The sequence below is a fragment of the Ruegeria sp. BI11 genome (assembly GCF_056538005.1).
In genome coordinates, this window is record NZ_JBQFSM010000004.1 from 137,858 (window position 1) to 159,937 (window position 22,080).

The 22,080-nt window shown below is 55.2% G+C and carries 33 protein-coding genes, 1 tRNA gene and 1 riboswitch; of the genes, 18 read left to right on the top strand and 16 right to left on the bottom strand.

Going from position 1 to position 22,080, the window contains the following annotated elements; genetic code table 11:
- Positions 1-28: 28 nt before the first annotated feature.
- The 3 genes from ACR0DT_RS11195 to ACR0DT_RS11205 all read right to left on the bottom strand — a co-directional run bounded on the left by ACR0DT_RS11195 (position 29) and on the right by ACR0DT_RS11205 (position 2,311).
- Complete coding sequence (locus ACR0DT_RS11195) at positions 29-691, bottom strand: HD domain-containing protein (protein ID WP_480710813.1); 663 nt, start codon at positions 689-691, stop codon at positions 29-31.
- A complete protein-coding gene (aroC, locus tag ACR0DT_RS11200) occupies positions 675-1,775 on the bottom strand; it encodes a chorismate synthase (RefSeq protein ID WP_480710814.1) in 1,101 nt (366 codons plus the stop codon). The genes ACR0DT_RS11195 and aroC overlap by 17 nt, the downstream gene beginning before the upstream one ends.
- Positions 1,776-1,870: 95 nt before the next feature.
- Complete coding sequence (locus tag ACR0DT_RS11205) at positions 1,871-2,311, bottom strand: 6,7-dimethyl-8-ribityllumazine synthase (RefSeq protein ID WP_480710815.1); 441 nt, start codon at positions 2,309-2,311, stop codon at positions 1,871-1,873.
- A 72-nt stretch (positions 2,312-2,383) separates the two neighbouring features.
- A riboswitch (FMN riboswitch) is annotated at positions 2,384-2,531 on the bottom strand.
- A gap of 108 nt (positions 2,532-2,639) precedes the next feature.
- Here ACR0DT_RS11205 and ACR0DT_RS11210 point away from each other — a divergent pair.
- Entirely contained in the window at positions 2,640-3,248 is a 609-nt protein-coding gene (locus tag ACR0DT_RS11210) for a glutathione S-transferase (protein ID WP_480710816.1), read from the top strand.
- Between the two features lie 41 nt (positions 3,249-3,289).
- Here the strand turns inward: ACR0DT_RS11210 and ACR0DT_RS11215 are convergent, their stop codons facing one another.
- Positions 3,290-3,748 carry a c-type cytochrome gene (locus ACR0DT_RS11215; RefSeq protein WP_480710817.1) on the bottom strand — a complete coding sequence of 153 codons (459 nt, stop codon included), beginning with the start codon at positions 3,746-3,748 and terminating at the stop codon, positions 3,290-3,292.
- A gap of 485 nt (positions 3,749-4,233) precedes the next feature.
- Here ACR0DT_RS11215 and petA point away from each other — a divergent pair, with 485 nt between their 5' ends.
- The 4 genes from petA (at position 4,234) to ACR0DT_RS11235 (ending at position 7,527) form a co-directional block, all read left to right on the top strand.
- Positions 4,234-4,818, top strand: coding sequence for a ubiquinol-cytochrome c reductase iron-sulfur subunit (petA, locus tag ACR0DT_RS11220; RefSeq protein ID WP_058282814.1), 585 nt, complete (start codon positions 4,234-4,236; stop codon positions 4,816-4,818).
- A gap of 14 nt (positions 4,819-4,832) precedes the next feature.
- A complete protein-coding gene (gene petB / locus ACR0DT_RS11225) occupies positions 4,833-6,164 on the top strand; it encodes a cytochrome b (protein WP_480710818.1) in 1,332 nt (443 codons plus the stop codon).
- Between the two features lie 17 nt (positions 6,165-6,181).
- Positions 6,182-6,967 carry a cytochrome c1 gene (locus tag ACR0DT_RS11230; protein WP_480710819.1) on the top strand — a complete coding sequence of 262 codons (786 nt, stop codon included), beginning with the start codon at positions 6,182-6,184 and terminating at the stop codon, positions 6,965-6,967.
- Between the two features lie 146 nt (positions 6,968-7,113).
- On the top strand, positions 7,114-7,527 hold the full coding sequence (locus ACR0DT_RS11235; RefSeq protein ID WP_480710820.1) for a nuclear transport factor 2 family protein: 414 nt from the start codon (positions 7,114-7,116) through the stop codon (positions 7,525-7,527).
- Between the two features lie 11 nt (positions 7,528-7,538).
- On the opposite strand, the gene mtaB is transcribed toward ACR0DT_RS11235, so the two are convergent.
- Complete coding sequence (mtaB, locus tag ACR0DT_RS11240; RefSeq protein ID WP_480710821.1) at positions 7,539-8,795, bottom strand: tRNA (N(6)-L-threonylcarbamoyladenosine(37)-C(2))-methylthiotransferase MtaB; 1,257 nt, start codon at positions 8,793-8,795, stop codon at positions 7,539-7,541.
- On the bottom strand, positions 8,792-9,634 hold the full coding sequence (gene dapF / locus ACR0DT_RS11245; RefSeq protein ID WP_480710822.1) for a diaminopimelate epimerase: 843 nt from the start codon (positions 9,632-9,634) through the stop codon (positions 8,792-8,794). The genes mtaB and dapF overlap by 4 nt, the downstream gene beginning before the upstream one ends.
- Positions 9,635-9,845: 211 nt before the next feature.
- On the opposite strand from dapF, the gene ACR0DT_RS11250 reads away from it, so the two are divergent.
- Positions 9,846-9,921, top strand: a tRNA-Lys gene (locus ACR0DT_RS11250).
- Between the two features lie 327 nt (positions 9,922-10,248).
- Here ACR0DT_RS11250 and ACR0DT_RS11255 read toward each other — a convergent pair.
- Both ACR0DT_RS11255 and ACR0DT_RS11260 read right to left on the bottom strand, forming a co-directional pair.
- Positions 10,249-10,662, bottom strand: coding sequence for an MAG6450 family protein (locus ACR0DT_RS11255; RefSeq protein WP_480710823.1), 414 nt, complete (start codon positions 10,660-10,662; stop codon positions 10,249-10,251).
- Positions 10,634-11,119: a Panacea domain-containing protein gene (locus ACR0DT_RS11260; protein WP_480710824.1), complete on the bottom strand. Its 486-nt coding sequence runs from the start codon at positions 11,117-11,119 to the stop codon at positions 10,634-10,636. The genes ACR0DT_RS11255 and ACR0DT_RS11260 overlap by 29 nt, the downstream gene beginning before the upstream one ends.
- Positions 11,120-11,497: 378 nt before the next feature.
- Here ACR0DT_RS11260 and ACR0DT_RS11265 point away from each other — a divergent pair, with 378 nt between their 5' ends.
- The 6 genes from ACR0DT_RS11265 to ACR0DT_RS11290 all read left to right on the top strand — a co-directional run bounded on the left by ACR0DT_RS11265 (position 11,498) and on the right by ACR0DT_RS11290 (position 13,661).
- Positions 11,498-11,908: a hypothetical protein gene (locus tag ACR0DT_RS11265; protein WP_480710825.1), complete on the top strand. Its 411-nt coding sequence runs from the start codon at positions 11,498-11,500 to the stop codon at positions 11,906-11,908.
- Positions 11,905-12,117, top strand: coding sequence for a ParA family protein (locus tag ACR0DT_RS11270; protein ID WP_480710826.1), 213 nt, complete (start codon positions 11,905-11,907; stop codon positions 12,115-12,117). Before ACR0DT_RS11265 ends, ACR0DT_RS11270 begins: the two co-directional genes overlap by 4 nt.
- On the top strand, positions 12,114-12,191 hold the full coding sequence (locus ACR0DT_RS11275; protein WP_480711025.1) for a hypothetical protein: 78 nt from the start codon (positions 12,114-12,116) through the stop codon (positions 12,189-12,191). The genes ACR0DT_RS11270 and ACR0DT_RS11275 overlap by 4 nt, the downstream gene beginning before the upstream one ends.
- Positions 12,166-12,420, top strand: coding sequence for a HigA family addiction module antitoxin (locus tag ACR0DT_RS11280; RefSeq protein WP_480710827.1), 255 nt, complete (start codon positions 12,166-12,168; stop codon positions 12,418-12,420). Before ACR0DT_RS11275 ends, ACR0DT_RS11280 begins: the two co-directional genes overlap by 26 nt.
- Positions 12,421-12,512: 92 nt before the next feature.
- Positions 12,513-12,944 (top strand): hypothetical protein, encoded by a 432-nt coding sequence (locus ACR0DT_RS11285; protein WP_480710828.1) that lies wholly within the window; start codon positions 12,513-12,515, stop codon positions 12,942-12,944.
- Positions 12,945-13,421: 477 nt separating this feature from the next.
- Positions 13,422-13,661, top strand: a complete 240-nt coding sequence (locus ACR0DT_RS11290) for an ImmA/IrrE family metallo-endopeptidase (RefSeq protein ID WP_480710829.1) — start codon at positions 13,422-13,424, stop codon at positions 13,659-13,661.
- A gap of 41 nt (positions 13,662-13,702) precedes the next feature.
- On the opposite strand, the gene ACR0DT_RS11295 is transcribed toward ACR0DT_RS11290, so the two are convergent.
- From ACR0DT_RS11295 to ACR0DT_RS11310, 4 genes are all read right to left on the bottom strand, one after another.
- Positions 13,703-14,116, bottom strand: coding sequence for a hypothetical protein (locus ACR0DT_RS11295; RefSeq protein WP_480710830.1), 414 nt, complete (start codon positions 14,114-14,116; stop codon positions 13,703-13,705).
- 80 nt (positions 14,117-14,196) lie between these two features.
- Positions 14,197-14,547, bottom strand: a complete 351-nt coding sequence (locus ACR0DT_RS11300; RefSeq protein ID WP_480710831.1) for a hypothetical protein — start codon at positions 14,545-14,547, stop codon at positions 14,197-14,199.
- A 26-nt stretch (positions 14,548-14,573) separates the two neighbouring features.
- Positions 14,574-14,870 carry a hypothetical protein gene (locus ACR0DT_RS11305; protein ID WP_480710832.1) on the bottom strand — a complete coding sequence of 99 codons (297 nt, stop codon included), beginning with the start codon at positions 14,868-14,870 and terminating at the stop codon, positions 14,574-14,576.
- Between the two features lie 11 nt (positions 14,871-14,881).
- Positions 14,882-15,463, bottom strand: coding sequence for a hypothetical protein (locus ACR0DT_RS11310; protein WP_480710833.1), 582 nt, complete (start codon positions 15,461-15,463; stop codon positions 14,882-14,884).
- Positions 15,464-15,562: 99 nt separating this feature from the next.
- On the opposite strand from ACR0DT_RS11310, the gene ACR0DT_RS11315 reads away from it, so the two are divergent.
- The 5 genes from ACR0DT_RS11315 (at position 15,563) to ACR0DT_RS11335 (ending at position 18,400) form a co-directional block, all read left to right on the top strand.
- Positions 15,563-15,796 (top strand): helix-turn-helix domain-containing protein, encoded by a 234-nt coding sequence (locus tag ACR0DT_RS11315; protein ID WP_480710834.1) that lies wholly within the window; start codon positions 15,563-15,565, stop codon positions 15,794-15,796.
- Positions 15,797-16,211: 415 nt separating this feature from the next.
- Positions 16,212-16,622, top strand: coding sequence for a type II toxin-antitoxin system HicB family antitoxin (locus ACR0DT_RS11320; RefSeq protein ID WP_480710835.1), 411 nt, complete (start codon positions 16,212-16,214; stop codon positions 16,620-16,622).
- 280 nt (positions 16,623-16,902) lie between these two features.
- Entirely contained in the window at positions 16,903-17,091 is a 189-nt protein-coding gene (locus tag ACR0DT_RS11325; RefSeq protein ID WP_480710836.1) for a hypothetical protein, read from the top strand.
- Positions 17,088-17,732, top strand: a complete 645-nt coding sequence (locus ACR0DT_RS11330; RefSeq protein WP_480710837.1) for a Fic family protein — start codon at positions 17,088-17,090, stop codon at positions 17,730-17,732. Before ACR0DT_RS11325 ends, ACR0DT_RS11330 begins: the two co-directional genes overlap by 4 nt.
- 365 nt (positions 17,733-18,097) lie before the next feature.
- Positions 18,098-18,400, top strand: coding sequence for a hypothetical protein (locus ACR0DT_RS11335; protein WP_480710838.1), 303 nt, complete (start codon positions 18,098-18,100; stop codon positions 18,398-18,400).
- Between the two features lie 646 nt (positions 18,401-19,046).
- Here ACR0DT_RS11335 and ACR0DT_RS11340 read toward each other — a convergent pair.
- Positions 19,047-19,622 carry a Panacea domain-containing protein gene (locus ACR0DT_RS11340; protein WP_480710839.1) on the bottom strand — a complete coding sequence of 192 codons (576 nt, stop codon included), beginning with the start codon at positions 19,620-19,622 and terminating at the stop codon, positions 19,047-19,049.
- Between the two features lie 310 nt (positions 19,623-19,932).
- Here ACR0DT_RS11340 and ACR0DT_RS11345 point away from each other — a divergent pair, with 310 nt between their 5' ends.
- Positions 19,933-20,217, top strand: a complete 285-nt coding sequence (locus ACR0DT_RS11345) for a DUF3892 domain-containing protein (RefSeq protein ID WP_480710840.1) — start codon at positions 19,933-19,935, stop codon at positions 20,215-20,217.
- On the opposite strand, the gene ACR0DT_RS11350 is transcribed toward ACR0DT_RS11345, so the two are convergent.
- The 3 genes from ACR0DT_RS11350 to ACR0DT_RS11360 form a co-directional block, all read right to left on the bottom strand.
- Positions 20,156-20,365, bottom strand: a complete 210-nt coding sequence (locus tag ACR0DT_RS11350) for a hypothetical protein (RefSeq protein ID WP_480711033.1) — start codon at positions 20,363-20,365, stop codon at positions 20,156-20,158. The two genes, ACR0DT_RS11345 and ACR0DT_RS11350, sit on opposite strands and share 62 nt — an antisense overlap.
- Positions 20,366-20,707: 342 nt before the next feature.
- The gene (locus ACR0DT_RS11355; RefSeq protein WP_480710841.1) at positions 20,708-21,106 is read right to left on the bottom strand and encodes a DUF5681 domain-containing protein; all 399 of its coding nucleotides are present in this window, start codon (positions 21,104-21,106) and stop codon (positions 20,708-20,710) included.
- Between the two features lie 186 nt (positions 21,107-21,292).
- Positions 21,293-22,057 carry a hypothetical protein gene (locus ACR0DT_RS11360; RefSeq protein WP_480710842.1) on the bottom strand — a complete coding sequence of 255 codons (765 nt, stop codon included), beginning with the start codon at positions 22,055-22,057 and terminating at the stop codon, positions 21,293-21,295.
- Positions 22,058-22,080 lie beyond the last annotated feature (23 nt).

Genomic DNA, 22,080 nt, shown 5'->3' on the forward strand with positions numbered 1-22,080 from the left:
TTTGTTCGGCAAAGATCAACGCGTGGATTTAGGAATTCGTCCAGTCCGAAGGCAGAGACTGGCCGATCTCCTCGGCGAAATCCTCCAGAAACCGGATCATCAGCTCGATGCGTTGCCGCGCAAGGATTTTTCCGCCCTCGGTCAGCATATCGCCGGGTAGACCCAGCAATTTCACCTTCCAATGGTCCAGCGAATAGGTCAGGTCGTCCAGTGACCGATTCGTGGCAAACGGATCTGCTGGATCGTAAAGCGCCCGTCCCAAAGCACCTGAGACGGAAAAGTTTCGCGCAATGCCAATCGCGCCCAGCGCGTCCAGTCGATCCGCATCGCGCAGAATGCAGGCCTCGGGCGATACCGGCGTGATATTGGCCGAAAAGCTGTGTGCCTCAATCGCGTGCTGAATGGCGCGGATTTGATCTGCGCTATAGCCAAGTTTATCCAGAATAGGCTCTGATTCCTGCGCGGATTGGCGGGATGCCAGATGGCGGTCGGGGTTGTCCTTGGACAGATTCACCAGGTCATGCAGGTAGCTGGCGGCCAACAACACGGGCATATCGGCCTGATCGTCAGCGATGGCCTGAGCGTTCACCCAAACCCGGTCCAGATGCGCCAGATCATGCGCTGGATCGGTTTCCATCCGTTGGGCGACAACAGCGCGCAGACGCGCGCGCAGATCAGCCGATCCGTCCACGGTTCTCTCCGATCTGCCCACGGTGCAGCAGCAGGTGGTCGAGGATCACGCAGGCCATCATCGCCTCACCCACCGGAACCGCGCGGATTCCCACGCAGGGGTCGTGGCGGCCCTTGGTAATGATCTCGGTTTCATCACCGGATTTGGTAATGGTCTTGCGGGTGGTTAGGATTGACGAGGTTGGTTTCACCGCAAACCGCACCACAAGGTCCTGACCGGTGGAAATGCCGCCCAGAATACCGCCCGCATGGTTGCTGCTGTATTGCGGGCCGTCCTGTCCCATGAAAATCTCATCTGCATTGGTCTCGCCGGTCAGTTCGGCTGCGGCCATGCCTTCCCCGATCTCAACGCCTTTGACGGCGTTGATCGACATCATCGCAGCGGCCAGATCAGTGTCTAATTTGGCGTAAACAGGCGCGCCTATCCCGGCGGGAACGCCGCGTGCCACAACTTCGACAACCGCGCCGACCGAGTTGCCGGATTTGCGCAGATCATCCAGGTAGGTCGCCCAGTCCTCGGCGGCTTGTGTGTCGGGCGTCCAGAACGGGTTTTGTTCGATCTGCGCCCAGTCGAAATTGGCACGATCAATCTTGCGCGGTCCCATTTGCACCATGTAGCCGGTGATCTGCACATTGGGCGCGATCTGTTTGATCGCCTCGCGTGCCAGCCCCCCTGCAGCCACTCGCGAAGCCGTTTCACGGGCCGAGCTGCGCCCGCCACCGCGATAATCCCGGATGCCGTATTTCTGCCAATAGGTGATATCGGCGTGGCCTGGACGGAACTTGTCCATGATATCGCCGTAATCTTTCGAGCGCTGGTCGGTGTTCTCGATCATCAGCTGCACGGGTGTGCCGGTGGTCTGGCCTTCGAACACGCCGGACAGGATTTTCACCTGATCGGGTTCACGCCGTTGAGTGGTAAATTTGTTCTGCCCCGGTTTGCGCTTGTCCAGCCAGTGCTGGATCATGCTTTCGTCGATGGTAACACCCGGCGGGCAGCCATCGACGGTGGCGCCCAAAGCGGGTCCGTGGCTTTCACCCCAGGTGGTGACGCGGAAAAGGTGTCCAAAGCTGTTCATCGACATGGGGCGTGCTCCTTTGAACGATGTGATTAGCGGTCAAGTCCCGCGGCCTCAAGCGGATTTGCGGTTGGGGCTATTTGACCCCAACCTTGTTCATATCACGCAGCCGAAGCCAATCCGGCGCGGGTTTCAGTGATTTTCAGCGCCGCCTGCGCTGCTTCGCGGCCCTTTTGCACGAAGTGGTCGCGGTAGATAGCGTTGTGGTGATCGGTTTCCTGATACTGGTGCGGGGTCAGCGACACCGAGAGGACCGGAACGCCTGTGTCCATCCCTGCGCGCATCAGCCCGTCGACCACGGCCTGCGCGACAAAATCGTGCCGGTAGATGCCGCCATCCACCACAAAGGCGGCGCAAGCGACAGCGGCGTAGCGCCCGGTTTGAGCCAGATCGCGGGCGAGCAGAGGCATCTCGAACGCGCCGGGGACGTCGAAGACATCTACCTGTTCAGCTGGGATGAGTTCCAAAAACCCGTCCAGCGCACGGTCGACGATATCGGAATGCCAGTTGGCTTTGATAAAAGCATAGCGGGTGTGTGTCATCGTGATCTCCTTTCGTAACAGACACGTCACCCAAGGCGATCACGAGCAGACACGCCGTACGGCGGCGCATCAGCACGTTCTCTTTCATCCGGACTGTAACCGTCGGCTCTGGCCTCTCACCAGATCTGCTTGTCACCCCGAAACCGAGGCCGCTCGCGGGCTTACGGGTAATGGCCCGCATACCGCCGGTGGGGAATTTCGCCCCGCCCTGAGAACGAGCGAGACCTTGCCAATGCGCGCGCGCTTTCGCAAGGGGGTAAGTCCGGCAATTGGCGGGTTTCGTTTCACCTGCGCTGCTGTAAGGTCGCCGCAACCAAGGAGGAAGTGAATGAAACTCTATCACAGCCCGATGTCGCCCTATGTGCGCAAGGTAATGGTTTTGCTGCATGAAACTGACCAGCTTGACGATGTCGAGGTGATGACCGTCGCCACTACGCCGCTGGATCCGGCCGATTCCCTGTTAGGCAAGGCGCCATTGACCAGAATCCCGGCGTTGGAGCGGCCTGATGGTCCGACTCTGTTCGACAGCCGAGTCATCTGTGCCTTTCTGGATTCGCGAGCCAAGGCCGGGATGTACTCCGATGGTGCCGGTCGCTGGGACGTGCTGACGCTGGAAGCACTGGCAGACGGTATTTTGGATTCAGCTCTGGCGATGGCGTACGAACAACGCTTTAGGCCCGAGGATAAGCAGTGGGATGGCTGGCTGGATGCGCAATGGGGCAAGATCGAGCGTGCCTGCGCTGCGCTGAACCAACGCTGGATGGCGCATCTGTCGGGTCCGTTGGATATGGGGCAGATCGCTGTGGCCTGCGCGCTGGGCTATCTGGATCTGCGACACGATGCGCGTGGTTGGCGCAAGGGCAATGATGCTCTGGCCGCGTGGTATGCAGACTTCAGCGAGCGTCCCAGCATGGTTGTCACACGCCCGGCGAGCTAAGAAACGGGCCCCGCGCTGACGCCAGGGCGGGGCCGTTGCTTTTACTGGCCGCCGAAGGTGGCCAGATAGGCCGCGATGTCCTCGGCGCCTTTCTTAAGCTTGACGCTCATGTTCGGGCGGGCTTTTTCGTCATCTAGAAACTCCCGAATGAAACTGATTGGATCCTGGGAATAGGCAATGATGTTTTCCTCGGTCCAGACCAGGCCCTCATCACCCGCACGGATCATGTCATCGGTGAACATGCCGATGGGCAGGCGTTCGCTGCCATAGCGATAGTCATTTTCGGATCCGGCCACGCGACCCACGACGCCGTAAAGATTCGGCCCGGTGATGCCCCCTTTGACCAAAACCTCGCCATCTTTAATGATCGCGTGGCAGGAAGAGCAGCGGTTATAGAGTTTTTCGCCCTTCGCCGGATCACCGGCGGCTGTGGCCTGTGAAGCAAGGGCCAGAACAAGAGCCAGCGTGGGGACAAAAAGCTTTGATATGGGGTTTGGCATATGAAACGTCCTGAGGTGATTGGGATTGCCCCGGCCTTCAAGGATTCCCGTTAAAAGTGCAATCAAATTCTGCCATGTGTAACCTACTATAAAATATACATTTTCAACTCAGTTTTTAATTGGCCACACATTTCGTAGAAGGGGAAATTTACGTGGCAGAATTTGGTCTTAATCGTGCCTGTAGAGCTTTTTTGGGCGCGACATGATTTAGCTCATCGACGCCTTCCCCTGGGTGCTTCTCTGACCCGAATCACATGGCGTATCATTTCGGGCGATTGGCGGATTTCCCCGCTTAAACCGGTCGAAATCTTGAAAAAATACCCCTTCGTTGTGACATGAATGCCCAGATGCGGCGTAGTGCGCGCCTATGACCGCTGGACGAACCGATTTCTCCCGGCTAGATAGCCGCGATGAGACGCCGCTTTGATGCGGTGCTGATGCATGTTTGCCCGGTACCCCCGGGCGCCGGAATCGGAGAAAACCTCGTGTCCCACGCAGAAGACCACGAAGGCACCCGCAGAGATTTCCTCTACTACGTCGCTGGCGGCGCAGGTGTCGTTGCGACGGGTGCTGCCGTATGGCCCCTGATCAACCAAATGAACCCATCGGCAGACGTTCAGGCGCTGTCCTCGATCCGCGTGGATGTGAGCGGCGTCGAGCCGGGAACGCAGCTGACGGTGAAATGGCTGGGTAAACCTGTCTTTATTCGCCACCGCACCGGTGCCGAGATTCAGGAAGCACAAGAGCAGGATGCAGAAGGTGTCGACGCACTGCCTGATCCGCTGGCCCGTAACTTCAACCTGAACGCAGATGCGCCGGCAACCGATGCCAACCGCGTGATGCCGTCGCCCGAGGGCGAAGCGCCGGGCGCATGGATCGTCCAAATGGGCGTCTGCACCCACTTGGGTTGTGTGCCGTTGGGTGATGCTGGTGACTTTGGTGGCTGGTTTTGCCCCTGCCACGGATCGCACTACGATCTAGCCGGACGTATCCGCAAAGGCCCCGCGCCTGAAAACCTGCCTGTTCCCCCGGCGGAATGGGTCGACAACAGCACCATCAGACTCGGCTAAGGGAGACCCAACTTATGTCCGGAATTCCCCACGATCATTACGAGCCGAAGACAAACGGCGAGAAGTGGCTGAACAGCCGCCTGCCCATCGTCGGCCTGATCTACGACACCATCATGATCCCCACACCGAAGAACCTGAACTGGTGGTGGATCTGGGGCATCGTCCTGGCGTTCTGCCTGGCGCTGCAAATCGTCACCGGTATCGTTCTGGTGATGCACTACACCCCGCATGTCGATCTGGCCTTCGCCAGCATTGAGCACATCATGCGCAACGTGAATGGCGGCTATATGCTGCGGTATCTGCACATGAACGGCGCGTCGCTGTTCTTTGTCGCGGTATACATCCACATTTTCCGTGGCCTTTTCTACGGCTCGTACAAAGCTCCGCGTGAAATCACGTGGATCATCGGGATGCTGATTTACCTGATGATGATGGGCACCGCCTTCATGGGCTATGTTCTGCCCTGGGGTCAGATGTCCTTCTGGGGTGCGACCGTTATCACCGGCCTGTTTGGCGCGATCCCGTTCGTGGGTGAAGCAATCCAGACCTGGTTGCTGGGCGGACCCGCGGTGGACAACGCCACGCTGAACCGCTTCTTCTCGCTGCACTACCTGCTGCCGTTCGTTATCGCGGCGCTGGTTGTCGTGCATATCTGGGCCTTCCACACCACAGGCAACAACAACCCCACAGGTGTTGAAGTGCGTCGCGGTTCGAAAGCCGAAGCCGAGAAAGACACGCTGCCGTTCTGGCCCTACTTCGTGATCAAGGACCTGTTCGCACTGGCCGTGATCCTGGTCGTGTTCTGGGCAATTGTCGGTTTCATGCCGAACTATCTGGGCCACCCCGACAACTATATCGAAGCTAACCCGCTGGTGACACCTGCGCACATCGTGCCCGAATGGTACTTCCTGCCGTTCTACGCGATCCTGCGTGCCTTCACCGGTGAAGTCTGGGTTGTACAATTCGCCAGCTTCATTACCGGCGGCATCATCGACGCCAAGTTCTTTGGTGTGATCGCGATGTTCGGTGCGATCCTGGCCATGGCGCTGGCGCCCTGGCTGGACACATCGACTGTGCGTTCGGGCAAGTACCGCCCGCTGTTCAAATGGTGGTTCTACCTGCTGGTCATCGACTTTTTTGCCCTGATGTGGCTGGGTGCGATGCCTGCGGAAGAGCCCTATGCGACCTTCTCGCTGATCGCGTCCGCCTACTGGTTCGCCTATTTCTTCGTGATCCTGCCGATCCTCGGTGTGATCGAGAAACCTCTGGCCCAGCCTGAGACCATCGAAGAAGACTTCAACGCGCATTATGGCAAGGCTGACGCCGACGCCACGCCGGCCGAGTAAGAAGAGGGACCGGAAACATGTTCAAAAAACTTGCAATCGGTGCCGCGTTTGCTCTGGCCCTGACCCCTGCTGCGTCTTTCGCGGCAGGCGGCGGCGAGCAGCATATCGAGGATTTCCACTTCTCGTTCGAAGGCCCATTTGGCACCTGGGACAAGGGCCAGCTGCAGCGTGGTCTTCAGGTCTATACCGAGGTCTGCGCGGCCTGCCACGGGCTGCAATATGTGCCTCTGCGGACCCTCGAAGATCTGGGCTATTCGGAAGAGCAGGTCATCACCTATGCGGCCGACAATTTCGAAGTGTTCGATCCCGAGCTGGACGATTTCCGCCCAGCGATCCCGACCGACCACTTCCCGGCCAATACCGGTGTTGGCGCACCGGACCTGAGCCTGATGGCCAAGGCCCGTGCCGGCTTCCATGGCCCTTATGGTCTGGGCATCAACCAGCTGTTCAAAGGCATGGGTGGCGCGGAATACATCGCCTCGCTGCTGGATGGCTATACCGGTAAGGAAAAAGAAGAAGCAGGCACGATCCTGTACGAAAACACCGCCTTCCCCGGTGGTTGGATTTCGATGGCTCCGCCGCTGGCCGAAGATCAGGTCGAATTCGCCGATGGTCATCCGGCCACGGTTGAAGCCATGTCCGAGGACATCGCAGCCTTCCTGATGTGGACCGCCGAGCCTAAGATGATGGAGCGCAAGTATTCGGGCTTCGTCGGCGTTATCTTCCTGTCGCTGTTGTCGGTGCTGCTGTACCTGGTTAACAAACGTCTGTGGGCAGGCGTAAAAGGTAAGAAGAAAGACTGATCGGATATCATTCCTGATTTCTAAAAGGTCCGGTGCTCAGCGCTGGGCCTTTTTTGTTTGAATAGCTCCCGGTGTTATACTCACCGTGTCCTTTGGTGTTTCAGGGGCAGTACATTTTCAGCGCATTACATTTGGGAGAACGGATTATGGACACGCAGAGCAATGTCGAAAAGATGCGGAAAGCATTTGCAGAATGGAACGACAGCAAAGCATCAGACATCGGGATGTGGGACAAATACACGACCGAGGACCTGTGCATGCGTTCTCTGGGTCGGGGGCAATATGGTCTGGATTTCAGCTGCGGGCGCGATGGTCGGGCCGAGATGCAAGAGTATCTGGAAGACCTGACCGCCGCATTTGAAATGCAGCATTGGACCCTGAAAGACACCATCGCTCAGGACGACCGTGTCGTCGGCATCGGGGCCTGCGCCTGGACGCACAAAGGCACTGGCAAGACTGTCGAAACGCCGATTGTCATCATTTGCCGTTTCCGCGATGGGTTGGTTTGCGAATACGAAGAATTCTATGACACTGCGGCCGTTTCTGCTGTCGTCAACTGAACGGTTTTGGCTCAGGCGGTCAGCTGTGTATCGGAGCAACCCAGCACTTCCGCCGTCACAATCTGTCCCTCGGTTTGCGGAGCGTTGAAAGTGACCTCGGTAAACTGTTCGGTCCGACCCATATGCGGATTTTCCATCAGGATGTGATGGGTCTTGCCGATTTGGGCGGTCAGGTGTTTGGCGACCTGAGCCTCACCCGCCGTGCGCAGGCGGGCAGCGCGGTCCTTGATGATGTTACCGTTTACCTGCTGCGGGATGCGGGCCGCAGGGGTGCCGTCGCGTTTCGAATAGGGAAAGACGTGCAGCCAAGTCAGATCGCAGTCAGCGACCAGTTTCAGAGAATTCTCGAAGTGCGCGTCGGTCTCGGTCGGGAAGCCAGCGATGATGTCGGCGCCAAAGGTCATCTCAGGCCGTAGCTTGCGGGCCTCTTCAGTAAAACGGATGGCGTCGTCGCGCAGGTGGCGGCGCTTCATCCGCTTCAGGATCAGATCGTCCCCGTGCTGCAGCGACAGGTGCAGATGCGGCATCAGGCGTGGCTCGGTCGCGATGGCCTGCATCAGGTTCTCATCTACTTCGATGGAATCTATCGAGCTGATCCGCAGACGCGGCAGGTCTGGCACCAGTTTCAGGATGCGCATGACCAGATCACCTAACTTGGGCTCTGCGGGCAGGTCCGCACCCCACGAGGTCAGGTCAACACCGGTTAGCACAACCTCGTTATAACCCCGGTCCACAAGCCGCTTGATCTGATCCACTACCACGCCCGCTGGAACGCTGCGCGAGTTGCCGCGGCCATAAGGAATGATGCAGAAGGTGCAGCGGTGGTCACAGCCATTCTGGACCTGCACATAAGCGCGCGAGCGGGTGCCAAACCCATCGATCAAATGCCCGGCCGTCTCGGTGACGGACATAATGTCGTCGACCTGCACAGCCTCAGTCTCACCGATGAAATCCGCGGCCATGCCTTTCCAGGTGTCGAGCTGCATTTTTTCGGTGTTGCCGATAACCGCGTCGACCTCCTCCATCTGGGAAAAGGTTTCGGGTTCGGTTTGCGCCGCACACCCGGTCACGATTAGCCGCGCGTTCGGGTTTTCCCGCCGCAGCTTACGAATTTCCTGCCGGGCCTTGCGCACGGCCTCAGCCGTCACTGCGCAGGTATTCACCACAACCGCATTAGACAGTCCTGCCTGCTGTGACAGCTCTTTCATCGCCTCGGTCTCATAGGCGTTCAGGCGGCAACCCAAAGTGGTGAATTTGGGGGCGCTCATCCCAGCGACTCCAAAAATTCCGATGTCAGAGTACCCGAAAACACATGGCAGGTCGGGCCGGTCATCCAGACCCCATCTTCGCGCCAATCGATCCAGATGGTGCCACCGTCCAATTCTATCTGCACCTTACGGCCGGTCAGACCAAGACGGGCAGCTGCGACCGCCGTCGCACAAGAGGACGACCCCGAAGCCAGCGTGATGCCCACGCCCCGCTCCCACACGCGCATGCGGATGTGATCCGGTCCGATGACTTGCGCCACCTGCACATTGGTGCGTTCGGGATACAACGGGTGATATTCATAGCGCGCACCAAATTCTTCCAGCGGGATCGCCTCGGCGTTTTCAACAAAGAAGGTGCAATGGGGATTGCCCATGCCAGTTGCCGTCGGAGCGCCTTCGATCGGTAACTCCAAGGTCTCGACCTCTTCGGCCAAGGGAATCTCGTGCCAGTCCAGCTGCGGTTGACCCATGTTCACAGAGGTCAACCCGTCCCCCGCGTCACGCGCAGATAGTGTGCCGCGTTCGGTGGTCAGTGTCAGTTCCGATTTGCCGGTTTCTTCCATCAGAAAACGGGCGATACAGCGCGTGGCGTTCCCGCACGCAGCCGAGGTCGACCCGTCCGCGTTATAAAACACCAGATGCGCGTCCGATTCCCCGTTTTCGATCACCGCGAGTTGATCGAATCCTACACCGAATTGCCGGTGCCCGATTCCCCGCGCCAGGGCCGGCGAAATCTCAACCGATTGCGCGCGCGCATCCACAATGACAAAGTCGTTGCCCAGCCCGTGCATCTTCATGAAGGGCAATTCGGTTTTCTGTGATCCTTGCATGGCGGGCATATAACCCTGCGTTGGAAAGGAATCCACCCTGCGGTGAAGATTCCTGAAAAAAGGGGTTGACCCCCCCGCGCCACCTGCCTAATTAGGCCGCCTATCGGGGCGCCGGAAACAAGTTAAGTTAAGGCGAAACGAGGTGCAAAATAAGGTCTTGAACCCGGGTGGGAAAATGCCTTAGAGAACGCCACGGATCGACAAGATCCAACAAAAGAGTGGGCCGTTAGCTCAGTTGGTAGAGCAACTGACTTTTAATCAGTGGGTCGCAGGTTCGAATCCTGCACGGCTCACCACTTTTTTCCAAAATAAAACAGTATGATATCACGCATATCACTTGGGTTGGCTCGGGCTAAGGCCTCACGCGCCACGTTGCTGGGGGACATATGGGGGACAAATCTGTTGATATGACGCGCGTATGATGTGCGTGCCATTCAATCGGCCAGCCAGGAGTTTTTGAAATCAGCTCAAGTCTCTTTTCTAAAGTACCCGTCCCGGCGCAACTCATCCAAGCCGCGAATAATTAGGTACCGCGCGACTTCAGACTGGTTGGTGCCATGGATACCGCGCTCTGCCAGATGATTCAACGCCTCAAAGGATATTCTTCAATTAGCTCATTGGTGTTAGTGACCCAGAATTTTACCTTCGCGGTCGATCCAAACGAGGAAGAATGTTCCTTGTGAAAAGAACCCATGTACGCGCCCTTTTGGGCCAACGTCCAAGCTGTACATTCTGACATCCGGGCTAACTTCTTTTGGCAACAGTTTTGACGTCGCACCTTTGTGTGAATGACAGGTTTTTGTCACGGACGTCACATCCGCTTCGGTCTTTGTGGCCATCTTCTCGATAAACCCTGAAAAGACTTTGAGTTCTTTCGGTTTCCATTTTGAGAAGCACTCTTTGGAACGCTGATAATACCTCAGATTTACCGACGCAGGTTCTCGTCTTTGCGGGCGAACATTGGACGCTTCCAAAGATCTGGGGTTAGTGATTTGACCGGAGTTTATCTTAAAGGTTGGCTGCGGTTTCTTTGCCAATTTTCTCGCCGTAAAAGTTGCGCATTGATAGTTTTGAAATAATCGCCTTAGAGGCAGCTTCGGGCGGTAAGTCTCCGCGAGCTTCAAGCCAGGGTCTCTCGCTATGTGTCAGCTTCTCCAACTTCTTGGCACTGAATTGACCATACTCATCAAAAACCGCTTCCAAAAAGCCTTCAATTTCAGCAGGGGGCCGAGCTCCGGTTTCAGGTGGTAGAGCCTCCCATCCATTACCCCGATACTTTGCATAAATCGCCCGGACAACCGGGCCGTGCGCCCATGCCTCGAAATCTTCCGAAATCAAAGGTCGATCAAAATTGGCCAAAAACCATGCGTCAGCGTAGTAGATTAGTTTCTGAAGTTTCAGGTGAGTTATAGCTTCGCCAGCATTACGGTCCACATGGTTCAGAAACCAACGCGCTATGACCTTTGCAGGAACCGATTTACCTTTTTCAAGCATGTCATTCACCTCGGCAGAACTATACTATTCGCATTCGTATATTGGAATCCCATGAAACAAAGAGTCATCTACGAATCAGTGCGTGTAGTATCCCACGTTACTTAACGAGCGATTATCCGTGAGCAACCACCAATGGCGGCTCCTTCGGGAACGACCTTATATCGAAACATTTGAAGCACGCACCATTTGCGTTCCGCTTGTCGTCCATGTGCAGGCGAGCGCCGGTAGTTCGATGAGCACAGGCTATTCGCGCTGTTTACGGTTATGGACAGATTTTCGCGGGAATGCGTAAAATGGAATGGCGCAAATATCCCCAGTGCGCCGCTTTGCTAGAAGGCGGAATGAAAACGATTCTCATAGGAATGGCGGAGAACTGAGTTGGCTTGGGGGCGCGGCCTTTTAAGACTTTGGATCGTGTTATCGGTTCTGTGGGCAGTAGTGGTGGTAATTGCATCGGGCCCTGATGAGGTAATCACCAACTACCAGACCGCAAAATCCGCCTTGGGTGATGGCGACCGCCAAATAAGTTACGACGACTTGGTGCGGGCTTCTCAGAATGCCGCCGATGCTGGCGATCAATATGCCTCTGCGCGATTGGCGGAACTGGCTAACAGAGCGCAAGAAACACCAGACGGAAATCTGAGATTTCCGGATCGGATCAGTGTGGATCGGGCTATGCGCGAACTGCAGGACATCGCGGCGGTAATCTTCGCTCCCATTCTTGTTTCTTTCACAACAGGCGTGGCTCTGCTCTGGGCTATCCGTGGCTTCAGGAAAGACAAACCATGAAGACGATTCTCATCGCCTCTCAGAAAGGCGGTTCCGGAAAAACAACGCTCGCGCGCAATCTGGCTGTAACTGCCGGTATCATGAAGGTTGTGCGCCGAAAGCTGACCATGCTCGATGCAGCGACCAAACTTGAGGATTTGCGCGTGCCACCGGCAACCGGCTTGAGGCGCTGCAAGGCGACCGGAAAGGGCAACACTCGATCCGGGTGAATGACCAATGGCGCTTTTGTTTCGTCTGGACCGAAGGCGGTCCTGCTCATGTTGAATTTACGGACTACCACTGAAAGGAAATGCGATGGGACTGATGATCGACCCCTGCACCCCGGCGAAATCCTCAAGCACGAATTTCTTGAGCCGCTTGGTGTATCTGCGATTGGCTTGGCCAAATTGATCGGCGTGCCACGCACCCGCGTCGAACGGCTGGTGAAGGAACAAACCGCCGTGACCCCGGATACCGCTCTGCGCCTGTCCAAGGCCCTCGGGACAACCCCGGAATTTTGGATCAATATGTAGGCGAATTTTGACATGGCCTCAGCCCGCAAGACCGTCGATGTCTCGGACATTGAACCGCTTGTAGCGGCCTGATCGCCACCACCAGGCGATAGATGTTAGAAAAGATTTCGAACCTGTTTGAGGATTTTTTGATCCTAGTCACTCAGATTGGGTTCTGGGTGTATGCACTTGGCCTTGGTCTGGTGGTCATGGTTGGCTTAGCGGTGCCTTTAGCTGCTCAAGCCATAGAATGGCTGCAAAACGGCGTTGCTTCGCCGCGCGACGGATTCTGGCTCTACGGGGTTTCGGAGTGCGGTGAAGGGTGGTGCAGACCCCAATCTGTCGCCCCTACGGACTGGGTGGGCGTCAATCGGATCATTAACTGGCTCATGGATCTGCACGTTGCTGTTTACACCGTTGTAATCGGATGGATCGGATATGGTTTGGCCCTAGCGTGGGCTGAGAGCCTCGGCGAATGGAAAGCCCGCGAGGTAAGGCTTCGCGCCCCTCCACCCCCTCCCGACACAGATGATGAAGGTGCGTGACGCACCTCCTTACCACCTGACCTGACACCGCCTGAGGCCTGTCAAGGTCGAACCCTCATTTTGAAACGGATGATGCCTTAGAAACTGTGCCAGTTTTTTGTGCTGAGAATTATCGGAAGAAAGCGGCCCTATTTCCTACCACCTTCGCCGCGCTAAACGAGGGATAGGGCCTTAGGTTGGCCTGTCTAAATCAGCCTATTTTAGAAACGACTCGTGAGGCGGTTCAGGTGGTCCATGATCCCGACCAGGGCGCGATTTGACAGGGCGTCGTGTTCCCGGCAAAGTCGCTCATAGGTGCGCCAGTGCATCCCTTTGGGCTTGCCCCAGTCGCCGCCTTCCAGGATGCCACCGGGCCAGCCCATCTTGTCGCGGATGCGATCCGCCCGCCGTGTCGCTCGATCCCCAGGCTTTTCACGCTGCGAAGGATAGGCCAGCCAGTAACAGTGGCGGCACGCGAAAATTGCCCCGCCGTAGAGGATGGCGACACACCGACCACACCCACGGGCGGGGCAGAGAAACCCTTATGAACCGTTTTCACCTACCCATGAGGTACAGGCCAATCAATTTGCGGCAGATTTACTCATGCCCGCAAGTGTGCTTCGGGCTAATTACGACCCCGAAGAAGACAACGTTCCGGTTCTGGCTAATATGTGCGGAGTGTCACTCGCTGCGATGAAAATTCGCCTGAAAGCAATTGGGGTTCGGCCAAATGGTTGACCTCAAAAAAGCTATCAAGACGGGTAAAATTGACGACAAATTCAACTTCGCCCCCGATACACCATGCGCTTTCCTTTGAGCCCGTCCGACACGCAGCGCAGCGCTGACAGTAGACCCTCTCGGTCGACACAAGCACCGTCATCGATCACAACGCGCCTCGTTTCCGAGGACGCAGCCTTGTCCGTGTAGCCCAACCACCCCTCAAGCGCCATATAACGCCGCACAGCACCGTTCAGCCTCTCCTCAGGTGTCCGGGTATCTGGGGGCGGTGTTTGGGCGTCTGCACGCGCCTCAGAGCGCGTCAGAAGCCGTGTCGCCGCAGGGTGGCGGCGCGGCAGACCAATAGCGGCGTCATACACCGTCACAATCCTGCGCATCTCGCAGATCGCATCACTGATATTCGCCGTTGTGATTTCCTTGCCCATTTCACTTTCTCCGTTCTCCGTAGGTGTCATCTTGATTTCCTTGATTATTATTTCAAGCAACGCTTTTACTTGCAGTCTACCCTGTTTTGGCCGGGGTATTCCCTTAAAGATCAGTGCCGGGAGTATTTCACGGGGCGGATGATGTATCCGGGTGGGGACAGGCTCATGTCCCATACGTCATACACGTCGCCCGCTTTCATCTTGAGCCGGCGCTCCGCATAATCTTGTAGCAAAAATGTAGGGTTTCCCCAGCAGAACCAGTTTATATTGATCGCGTGCTCGTGAACCCAAAGCATTCTGCTGAGGTCCGGACACCCGTCCTTGTCCAGAACAAGCGGTGAGGTCGATTTATCGAGGTCAAAGGTTTCGAGAACATGCGCATAGCGCTGCTCAAGCGTGCCAAACTCGACATTCAGATACGCGTCTTTGAAGGCAGGTTTCATGTTAGACATAGGCTTCATGATGGTTTCACTTCCTTTGAACAAAATCAGAGTGGTTGGTTGGCGAGGTGATCGCGGTACACCGCCCGAACTGCGGGCCGGAGATCGCCCAGGAACACCCAATCGAGTGGCATGCCGGTTTTCTCGCAGAAGGCCAGCAACTCAGGCGACGGTGCGCCATCGTCACTTAGCAGCCGGGCCGGGGGCTTTTTCCCGATGGTGTCCGCAAAGAACTGAGCGCGGGATTGCGCGGCAATTGAACCCCGCGTTTCAGGCTCTTCCCATGACAGACCCTCAAGGGCTTTGGTCAGGTCTTTCAGGGGCGCGGCTTCGGATTTTAGCATTGGTTCATCCTTTACCGGGGGAATGTGTGAATGTGGCCGTCAGCGGCGATGCGGGACACGGTTGCGAGGTTCACAGAGCGCGGGGCTTGTGCCTCAGTGTCCCAGACTGCCAACAGGTGAGGGTGACGCCGTGCGCGGGTCTCAATGGCCTTACGGGCCGCTTGTGACGCTGTATCGCCTTTGACGTGCTGGCGCAGGGTGGCGGGCTGTACGCGCATGGTGCGCGGGGTTCCATCCTGCTTGGTGAAGGTGACTGAAACAAACCGGCCCTTTGCCTTGGCAATCAGGTCGCGCTTTTCGGCGTAGGCTTCTGCTTTGGCTTCGTGGTCCAGTGCGACGCGCAAAGCGGCGTGTAGCTCGTCGTTCTTGCGATAGTCCCCATCGGTCCACGTATCCTTGTTTTGAAGCATGTTGATTGCTTCGCGGATATGGTCCGCGTCAGACATGCCCGCACGGCGAACGGCTTCCTTTGCTTCATCCCATGCTTGCCACAGAGCATTGCGCCAGATGATCCGGTGGAACTTCTTGCCCTGCATAATCTCCCAGGCGCGGTTCATGATGTTCTGGCAGTCATACATGGCGGAAAACCTCACCTTGTTTGTTGTTTCCTACATGTTATATGTAAGATGCTATACCACTAGTGTCAACACTATTTGTGTAGCTGATGACATTTTTTATGTAGGAATGGTAAGATGGAGCTTACACAAGAGCTTTGCAAAGCGGCCCGAGGTCTCAAGCAGTGGTCGGTAAAAGAACTGGCGGAGGCGTCAGGACTATCGGTGGACACATTGCGAAGCTTTGAGAGCGGTCGAACAAAGCGTCTTAGTGTCGGTAATCAGAATGCCGCAGTTGCCGCCTTTGAGGCCGCAGGTATAGAATTCATTCCCGAGAATGGCGGGGGCGCAGGCGTCCGATTTGCCAAATAGAGTTCAAGGCGACCAATAGGTTCTGTTCCACTTTTGGCCAGTGATGATATCGTACCACCCTATGCGGAGGTAGCCTGAGCGTGTCTACTTTGGAAACTTGCGCCTGACGTTGCGATGTGGTGCAATAAAGCAATATTTGGAAGAATACGGATAGGTTAGTGGTTTCGAAGAAAGATTTGCTTGCTCGAATGGAGGCAAACCCAAAAGCGGATTGGCGCTTTGCGGATTTCGAGACTGTTGCAAAGCAACTTGGGCTTCGCATAAAGAGGCCGCGCAGGGGTAGTCATTTCACAATTTCCAGTGAATACTTGCCATCAATTCTGCCGGTGCCATTTAAACGGCCCATTAAGCCCGTATATGTAAGAAAGTTCGTGAATTTTGCGAAATCACACAAACAAGCTAAGGGGAGAAAAGCATGAGTCTTCGTGATTATCCTACGCTCGTAATGTCGCTGTCCGAAGAAGATGGTGGTGGCTATGCCGCGTACATCCCTGATTTGCCGGGTTGCATGGGCGACGGGGATACTCCGGAAGCAGCAGTTTCGGACGCATATAAGGCGGCAGAAGCATGGCTCGAGGCCAATGAAGGCATGGACCGGGAAGTGCCTGCACCAGGGTCTTCTATCGAAGCCGCACGCGAGCGTCAGGCTGCGCTACTTGAAGCGCTGAAAGCCGCACTCCACTACGCCGACCATGCTGACGGACGTATTGCAAAGCTTGAGCGGCAGATACAAAATCTAATCGCTCTCATGAGTGATGACCAAAAGGGTATCGATATGACTGTCGCAATTGATAGCCAAAAGCGAAACAAGCAACTTTGCCACTAGGCGTGGCGGCACTGCTGAGAAGTATCCGCATTAAGACCCTACCAAGGGCCACTGGCCGTCCTGACGAAAGCAAGTCACAAGCCAGTGCTGAATACGGCCCCGCTCCGGCGGGGCCTTTGCTTTGCAGGGTGGTGCTGTGGTCAATTTCCCGCTAGCTGATTCAATTTGACGCAGAGTCGCGCGAATAATTCGTGACATTATTACTAGTGAGTAATACCTTCATGGCATACCTGCGTGGGGAGCGGGCCGGGCGTCGGCATTGTCGTAGGAGTTTAATTTGATGACCAATTTGAAGACTAACCCAGACCTAATAGCTGCACTGAAAGAGGCCGCTGGCCAAAAAATGTCTCCGGCTGAGGTACGAGAGCAGCGCATTTCGTTTGTGATGAGCACTATTGAAGATGATGCAGAGATTACTCGCGCCGATGTTGAGCGTTTGGTCGATGAAAGGGAAGGCCAAGCTGCTTGATTATACACGATTTAACTGGGCATGAATCTCACCCAAGTTACAAGAAACTTGAAATTGAAAATGGTATTCGTCACTACGATTTTTTAAGGTCTGTGGTGGAAGCGGCTATTGACACTGACCGCCCGTTCATTTCGCAAACGGTTCTCAAGGCCCTGAATTTCCACGCTATTGCTTGTTTGCACCCCAATGCAGGGTCGTACCGGCCTTGCCCTGTAAAAGTCGGCGACAACACGAACTTTCCAGAGGCTTGGCAGATACCCGACCTCATGGACGACTTCACCAACTTGGTGAATCGACAATGGGCCGAGGCGAACGATTTAGGCCTCGCAGCATTTGTTCTGTGGCGTCTGAATGGCATTCATCCGTTTATCAACGGCAATGGTCGAACTGCTAGGGCAGCGTGCCTATTCGTGTTGTGCGTCAAAGCCGGAGGGTGGTTGCCGTACCAACCGATTTTGCCAGAACTTATTCGCCGCGACCGAGATGAATATGTCGGGATTTTGCAAAGGGTCGATGCCTCGGCGGCAACCGGAGACCTAGACTTGTCAGAACTTGTTGGATTCCTGGAAAAACTGCTGATCGAACAAGTGGAAGCTTGGAACGCGGCTCACCAAGATCCCCCTGCAAACCAACCAGAGTAACAGCCTAATCATACTGACCATTAAAAATGGCTCTGCATTCGCTCCATGAGTTTGAATCGCCCACCAAATGCACCCGCCCGCTAAACACCGCTAGAAAGCGGGCAAACCCGTTAACCCCGGTAACAACCGGCTCCAAATGTGGGGTCAGCAAATAGAAAGCCCCACACTGAGCGCAATCAGTGTAGGGCCGGATCCGAAGGTGCTTTAGCTCGAAGTGTACCAATGGTTAAGTTCAGAATCGCCTAAGTTTGTGCTAAGGTTCAAAACATTGCCAACGAAACCATTAAAGCGGACTCTCGGGCCTGCTAATCATGATTTGCAGTATTTTCGCCTGAATTCGCAAAAAGTTCATGGAGATACAAAAAATGACAAAGATATCAATTTGGGTTGTTGTCCTATTGTTTTCAGCACAAGCCGCCCTCGCGCAAAACATCAACGTAACGTTTAAGAACAGCACTTCATTCGACTACACGTTTGAAGTGGAAGACATGGTTTGCGGCAATCAGTTCCAAGTTACACTGAACTCCGGAGGATCGGATTCTCGCCCTATCTGCTCCAGCGGTGCCCTGGATGACGGATACGGAAAAGTGAAGTTTCGCAAGCAAGGCAACAGTTCGTGGACGGAGAAGTCCCTTCTTCGCGCTGGCGACAGCGTAAGCCTAAACTAGCGCGCAGCACTCCAAATAGACGCCTTCCGACAATTGTGGATCGGTTATCCAATTTTAGGCGCGTCCCCTAACTTGGGTCGGTTGGGCCCTGTAAATCCCCTGTATTAACAGGCTGTCATGTGTCCAACTTGGTGCCTTGGATCATCCGCAAGGCTTGCTCACAGACCTTTTCGCCGCGCTCAGCATTTCGCTGCACCTTACGTGTGCTCGTGAACATGGAAACCTCCGCAGGCGTCAAGTTTGATCCGCAGGGGAAAGTAGTTACTAGCATCCTACGTATCGCTTTATCTTTCGCGGTGTATGGGGAGATGTGCAAAGCCCTTTGAATACCCTTAAGAATACTTGGCCATTGCAAGGTTCGTGTGTTTCTATCTTGCCTTGCTTTAGGCCGCGCTGCAGTGTCTCCAAACTATGGAAGTCAGCTTTGCGGTAACACACCCAAGATTTAGGCTTCCAAAGCCAAGGATGTTCATGCGCTTGAAGAATACACGTGCCGTCACACAGGTTGTTTGTCCAAGTTGTTACCGACACCAAGACTACTCGTCCTCGGTCGTCAGGGTCAGTGCAAACAATGTGAAGATGGCGCTGGTTGGGGTTGTGGTACGTACCTGATGGCACCAGCAGCGTTCCTGCCCTGCATACCAAATTAGAGGCCCTTCAAGAACGCGGTCGCGTTACTTACACTTTCCAACTCAGATGCGTGCTCTGAATGCGAAGGGACCCCTAATGCCGCCAACATGGCTTCAAGGGGGATAGTTTTGGAGTTGATGCCCGTCACTTTGGGGTCTTCCCACTCAGGAATATTACCATGCACATGCGTAAATTTTTCCAACTGCCACTGGTCGAAACCGCCGAACTGTTCCCACACTGCCTCAAGTGTGTCTAATTCTGCGTCACTGAGCTCGTCCAAATCATCTGCGGTCAATCCAGCTTTATTCAGCCCAACGTCGTGATTTGCTCGGTCTGAAACAAACTCTGACCATCCAGCGTCGTAGTCGGGATGAATTTCGCCCTTGATGTAGTCGTAAGTTGTTGAGTTTACGGGTCCGTTCTTCATGCTTACCCGACGTTCGTCCAAGATTGGGTAACCATGGCACGCAATGTTCTCGCGGTCTGCAAGATAAACCAGTTTTACTGCCTTCAAGACATTGATGGCATTGTTGCCTGTCTTGAGTGCGAAAAAAGCTATTATCTGAGATGCTTTGCGCGGATTGTAAGCCATAAAATTCCTCCCCAACAGAAGTAAGCGAAATACTTAGATTGAGCAAGGAGAGGTAAGAAAATGTGACGAACTGTGTGGCTAACTCTCCATGTCTGGTTGAATGTCAACAATCACGTACCTGCACCAAGCGCCTGAACCGGTTTAGGCAATTTATTTCCATGACACTGGAAAGGTCCGGGTTTCCTGCATTGAGGAAAGGGTATCAACTTCGCTCTACTTTAGACGCCTCTGACCTGCGCCAATTTGCGCCACTAGAAGAATCGCGAATTCGGTGCGTAGCCTCGGTTCGTTTCAACTTGGAGATTTGAGTATGGGTAAAACCGCTGAGATTAGGTGTATCAACAAGAAAGACCGGGATGATCCCCACGCGAGAATTACACATGTAGGTGGCGTCAATCCCGATGGCAGCCGGTGGAAGCTGTCACAGGAAAGGGCAATCGAATTTCTTGAAGGCGAGTGGGACTTCTACGTAAGAGTCGGTGGCGACACAGTTTGGTGCCTAGTCGCCACTAGTAGATATGGCAACAAGTACATTAAGACGGAAGCGGATGGGGATCTTCCAAACAATCTTCTAAGTCTTCCAGAGTGCCCCTAATCTGCGCCATGGGTGATTTGTATCCTTTGGGTTCAAGCGCCCATGAGAGTGCTTGCTGAGCAGCAAACAGTTCAGCCCTATCATTCGCATTCGGATTCTCTCGAAGTGCGGATGATATCTTATCAAGCTCGCGTTGAATGAAGCTCATTTGGAAAATCTCCTTCGATTGTAGCGTCGTTTTCGTGCCGCCATCTTGCGGCAACCTTCCTTGCAATACCGGGCGTCGAAAGACCCCATATCGTGTGTGCTTATATTGACCGCCGATATATCTCCATTTCGGTCATAGACCGCTTGTAATTAACCTTCAGGCTGTAAGACCTCCTGAGCCATCATGCCGACGCCAAGTCTAGGGATTTGGCCTGCGGTCGCCTCGGTCTACCGGCCACGCAAAATACCTTTCATTTTGTGGATGAGAAAATTTGGCTTCCCCGCGCCGGTCCCCTGGCAAAATCTGCCAGAGATTTTCGCCCCGCCCTACCTTGCCCCGAATTCAATGAGGCCGGAGACGCGCTCTCGGCGCTTCATCTCCGTCGCAATCGTCGTCATCTCCCTCAAGCTCAAGGTATGGTCGGATGACACTTTCGAGCTGGCGTAGTCTTTCAACGAGCTCTTCATCTGTCGCCTCTTCGAGCGGATTCACAGTTACATTGAGATCGCGCGGCAAAATTGATGCGATAACCCTGAGATAAATCGCCGGACTCTTTTCCCGGACCGCCTGAATCACCTCAGGGCCATTTTCTTGCCAGTCAGCCTGAAGATCGCTCAGAAACGCCTCGCCCAGCTTTGACCTGGACCCTTTCGGACGTCCTTTTGGATTGCCGGACGCGCCAGGCTTAAACGATGTCCGATTTGCCTGTTTTTTGCCTGTATTATCAGGGATATTTGCCATGTCGAAGTTTCACCCGGTTTATTACTGTTGAGATGCGGCTGCACCCCCGATCAGATAGGGCAAAAAGCGAGGGATTGCCTTATCCAAGGCGTGTGCGCTGCTGGTTTGCGTTAACAGTGATCGGAACAAGTCAGGGTCCGTAACCGCATCAGCAAGCATTATGAGACCCTCGCGTAGTCAACCACGTCATAGCCACTCAAGCTCGTCAAACAGACTGAAAGCATCCAATCCACCCGCAAGAATTGATAAAAAGCCGGGGTCTGACTTGGCTGTGGTTGTACCTTCAGAAGTGCCACCCATACGACCATATCCGAGCAACATGTTTGTGTAGGCCGCAAGATCGTTCGCGTCTTTGTTTCCGGCTTCGTAATGCGCCTTAATTTCAGCATCGAGTTCCCGTTGTGCCTGGTCCTGCTCTATTTCTCCGGCGCGCAGCATTTGCTGCATGGGGGTATAGCGGGCCTCGTCCATGCCGGGTGCCATTTCGGCTGCTTGCAGGGCGCGGCCTTCCGCCCGGTTGAATGCGTCATACTCATAGGGCGCAACGGCCTCTGTGGCCGCGCGTCCGACGTGATCCATGGCCTGAGTGGAATTTGTCAGACCGCTGCCGCTAAACATGCTGACTGCGGATGGAATTGCGGAGCTGAGAGCGTTATCTTTGACGCCTTCCAAGCGCGCGGAATAATCCCCAGGGTTCATCATCCGTGTCAGGGCACCGCCCGCCCCATCAATCAGGCTTGTATCCTCAGCCGCAGTCAGCATCTGGGTCAAAGCACCCTTTGTCGGAGCCGTCATGTTTGCAACCCGGTCGCCTTGGAAAGGCTGTGCGCTCATCTGACCTGACTTGTAAAGGCTCGCCGCATCCCCCATCGCCGCCTTCAGATAGGGCTGGGACGGCCCCCAAGGGTCCGTCTTCTTAACCGTTGTTTGTGTCTCGCTGCCACCGGCCATTTCATATCTCCCATTTGACAGTT

What these genes read in the sequence shown, in the direction of transcription:
- mtaB (WP_480710821.1), bottom strand. Translation starts at nt 8,795, where the DNA reads ATGAGCGCCCCCAAATTCACCACTTTGGGTTGCCGCCTGAACGCCTAT.
- aroC (WP_480710814.1), bottom strand. Translation starts at nt 1,775, where the DNA reads ATGTCGATGAACAGCTTTGGACACCTTTTCCGCGTCACCACCTGGGGT.
- ACR0DT_RS11235 (WP_480710820.1), top strand. Translation starts at nt 7,114, where the DNA reads ATGGACACGCAGAGCAATGTCGAAAAGATGCGGAAAGCATTTGCAGAA.
- ACR0DT_RS11215 (WP_480710817.1), bottom strand. Translation starts at nt 3,748, where the DNA reads ATGCCAAACCCCATATCAAAGCTTTTTGTCCCCACGCTGGCTCTTGTT.
- ACR0DT_RS11360 (WP_480710842.1), bottom strand. Translation starts at nt 22,057, where the DNA reads ATGGCCGGTGGCAGCGAGACACAAACAACGGTTAAGAAGACGGACCCT.
- ACR0DT_RS11295 (WP_480710830.1), bottom strand. Translation starts at nt 14,116, where the DNA reads ATGACACCTACGGAGAACGGAGAAAGTGAAATGGGCAAGGAAATCACA.
- ACR0DT_RS11350 (WP_480711033.1), bottom strand. Translation starts at nt 20,365, where the DNA reads ATGAGCTTCATTCAACGCGAGCTTGATAAGATATCATCCGCACTTCGA.
- ACR0DT_RS11230 (WP_480710819.1), top strand. Translation starts at nt 6,182, where the DNA reads ATGTTCAAAAAACTTGCAATCGGTGCCGCGTTTGCTCTGGCCCTGACC.
- ACR0DT_RS11340 (WP_480710839.1), bottom strand. Translation starts at nt 19,622, where the DNA reads ATGGCTTACAATCCGCGCAAAGCATCTCAGATAATAGCTTTTTTCGCA.
- ACR0DT_RS11270 (WP_480710826.1), top strand. Translation starts at nt 11,905, where the DNA reads ATGAAGACGATTCTCATCGCCTCTCAGAAAGGCGGTTCCGGAAAAACA.
- ACR0DT_RS11305 (WP_480710832.1), bottom strand. Translation starts at nt 14,870, where the DNA reads ATGCTAAAATCCGAAGCCGCGCCCCTGAAAGACCTGACCAAAGCCCTT.
- ACR0DT_RS11355 (WP_480710841.1), bottom strand. Translation starts at nt 21,106, where the DNA reads ATGGCAAATATCCCTGATAATACAGGCAAAAAACAGGCAAATCGGACA.
- ACR0DT_RS11280 (WP_480710827.1), top strand. Translation starts at nt 12,166, where the DNA reads ATGTTGAATTTACGGACTACCACTGAAAGGAAATGCGATGGGACTGAT.
- ACR0DT_RS11205 (WP_480710815.1), bottom strand. Translation starts at nt 2,311, where the DNA reads ATGACACACACCCGCTATGCTTTTATCAAAGCCAACTGGCATTCCGAT.
- ACR0DT_RS11285 (WP_480710828.1), top strand. Translation starts at nt 12,513, where the DNA reads ATGTTAGAAAAGATTTCGAACCTGTTTGAGGATTTTTTGATCCTAGTC.
- ACR0DT_RS11315 (WP_480710834.1), top strand. Translation starts at nt 15,563, where the DNA reads ATGGAGCTTACACAAGAGCTTTGCAAAGCGGCCCGAGGTCTCAAGCAG.
- ACR0DT_RS11325 (WP_480710836.1), top strand. Translation starts at nt 16,903, where the DNA reads ATGACCAATTTGAAGACTAACCCAGACCTAATAGCTGCACTGAAAGAG.
- ACR0DT_RS11260 (WP_480710824.1), bottom strand. Translation starts at nt 11,119, where the DNA reads ATGCTTGAAAAAGGTAAATCGGTTCCTGCAAAGGTCATAGCGCGTTGG.
- ACR0DT_RS11290 (WP_480710829.1), top strand. Translation starts at nt 13,422, where the DNA reads ATGGCGACACACCGACCACACCCACGGGCGGGGCAGAGAAACCCTTAT.
- dapF (WP_480710822.1), bottom strand. Translation starts at nt 9,634, where the DNA reads ATGCCCGCCATGCAAGGATCACAGAAAACCGAATTGCCCTTCATGAAG.
- petB (WP_480710818.1), top strand. Translation starts at nt 4,833, where the DNA reads ATGTCCGGAATTCCCCACGATCATTACGAGCCGAAGACAAACGGCGAG.
- ACR0DT_RS11320 (WP_480710835.1), top strand. Translation starts at nt 16,212, where the DNA reads ATGAGTCTTCGTGATTATCCTACGCTCGTAATGTCGCTGTCCGAAGAA.
- ACR0DT_RS11210 (WP_480710816.1), top strand. Translation starts at nt 2,640, where the DNA reads ATGAAACTCTATCACAGCCCGATGTCGCCCTATGTGCGCAAGGTAATG.
- ACR0DT_RS11335 (WP_480710838.1), top strand. Translation starts at nt 18,098, where the DNA reads ATGACAAAGATATCAATTTGGGTTGTTGTCCTATTGTTTTCAGCACAA.
- ACR0DT_RS11300 (WP_480710831.1), bottom strand. Translation starts at nt 14,547, where the DNA reads ATGAAGCCTATGTCTAACATGAAACCTGCCTTCAAAGACGCGTATCTG.
- ACR0DT_RS11345 (WP_480710840.1), top strand. Translation starts at nt 19,933, where the DNA reads ATGGGTAAAACCGCTGAGATTAGGTGTATCAACAAGAAAGACCGGGAT.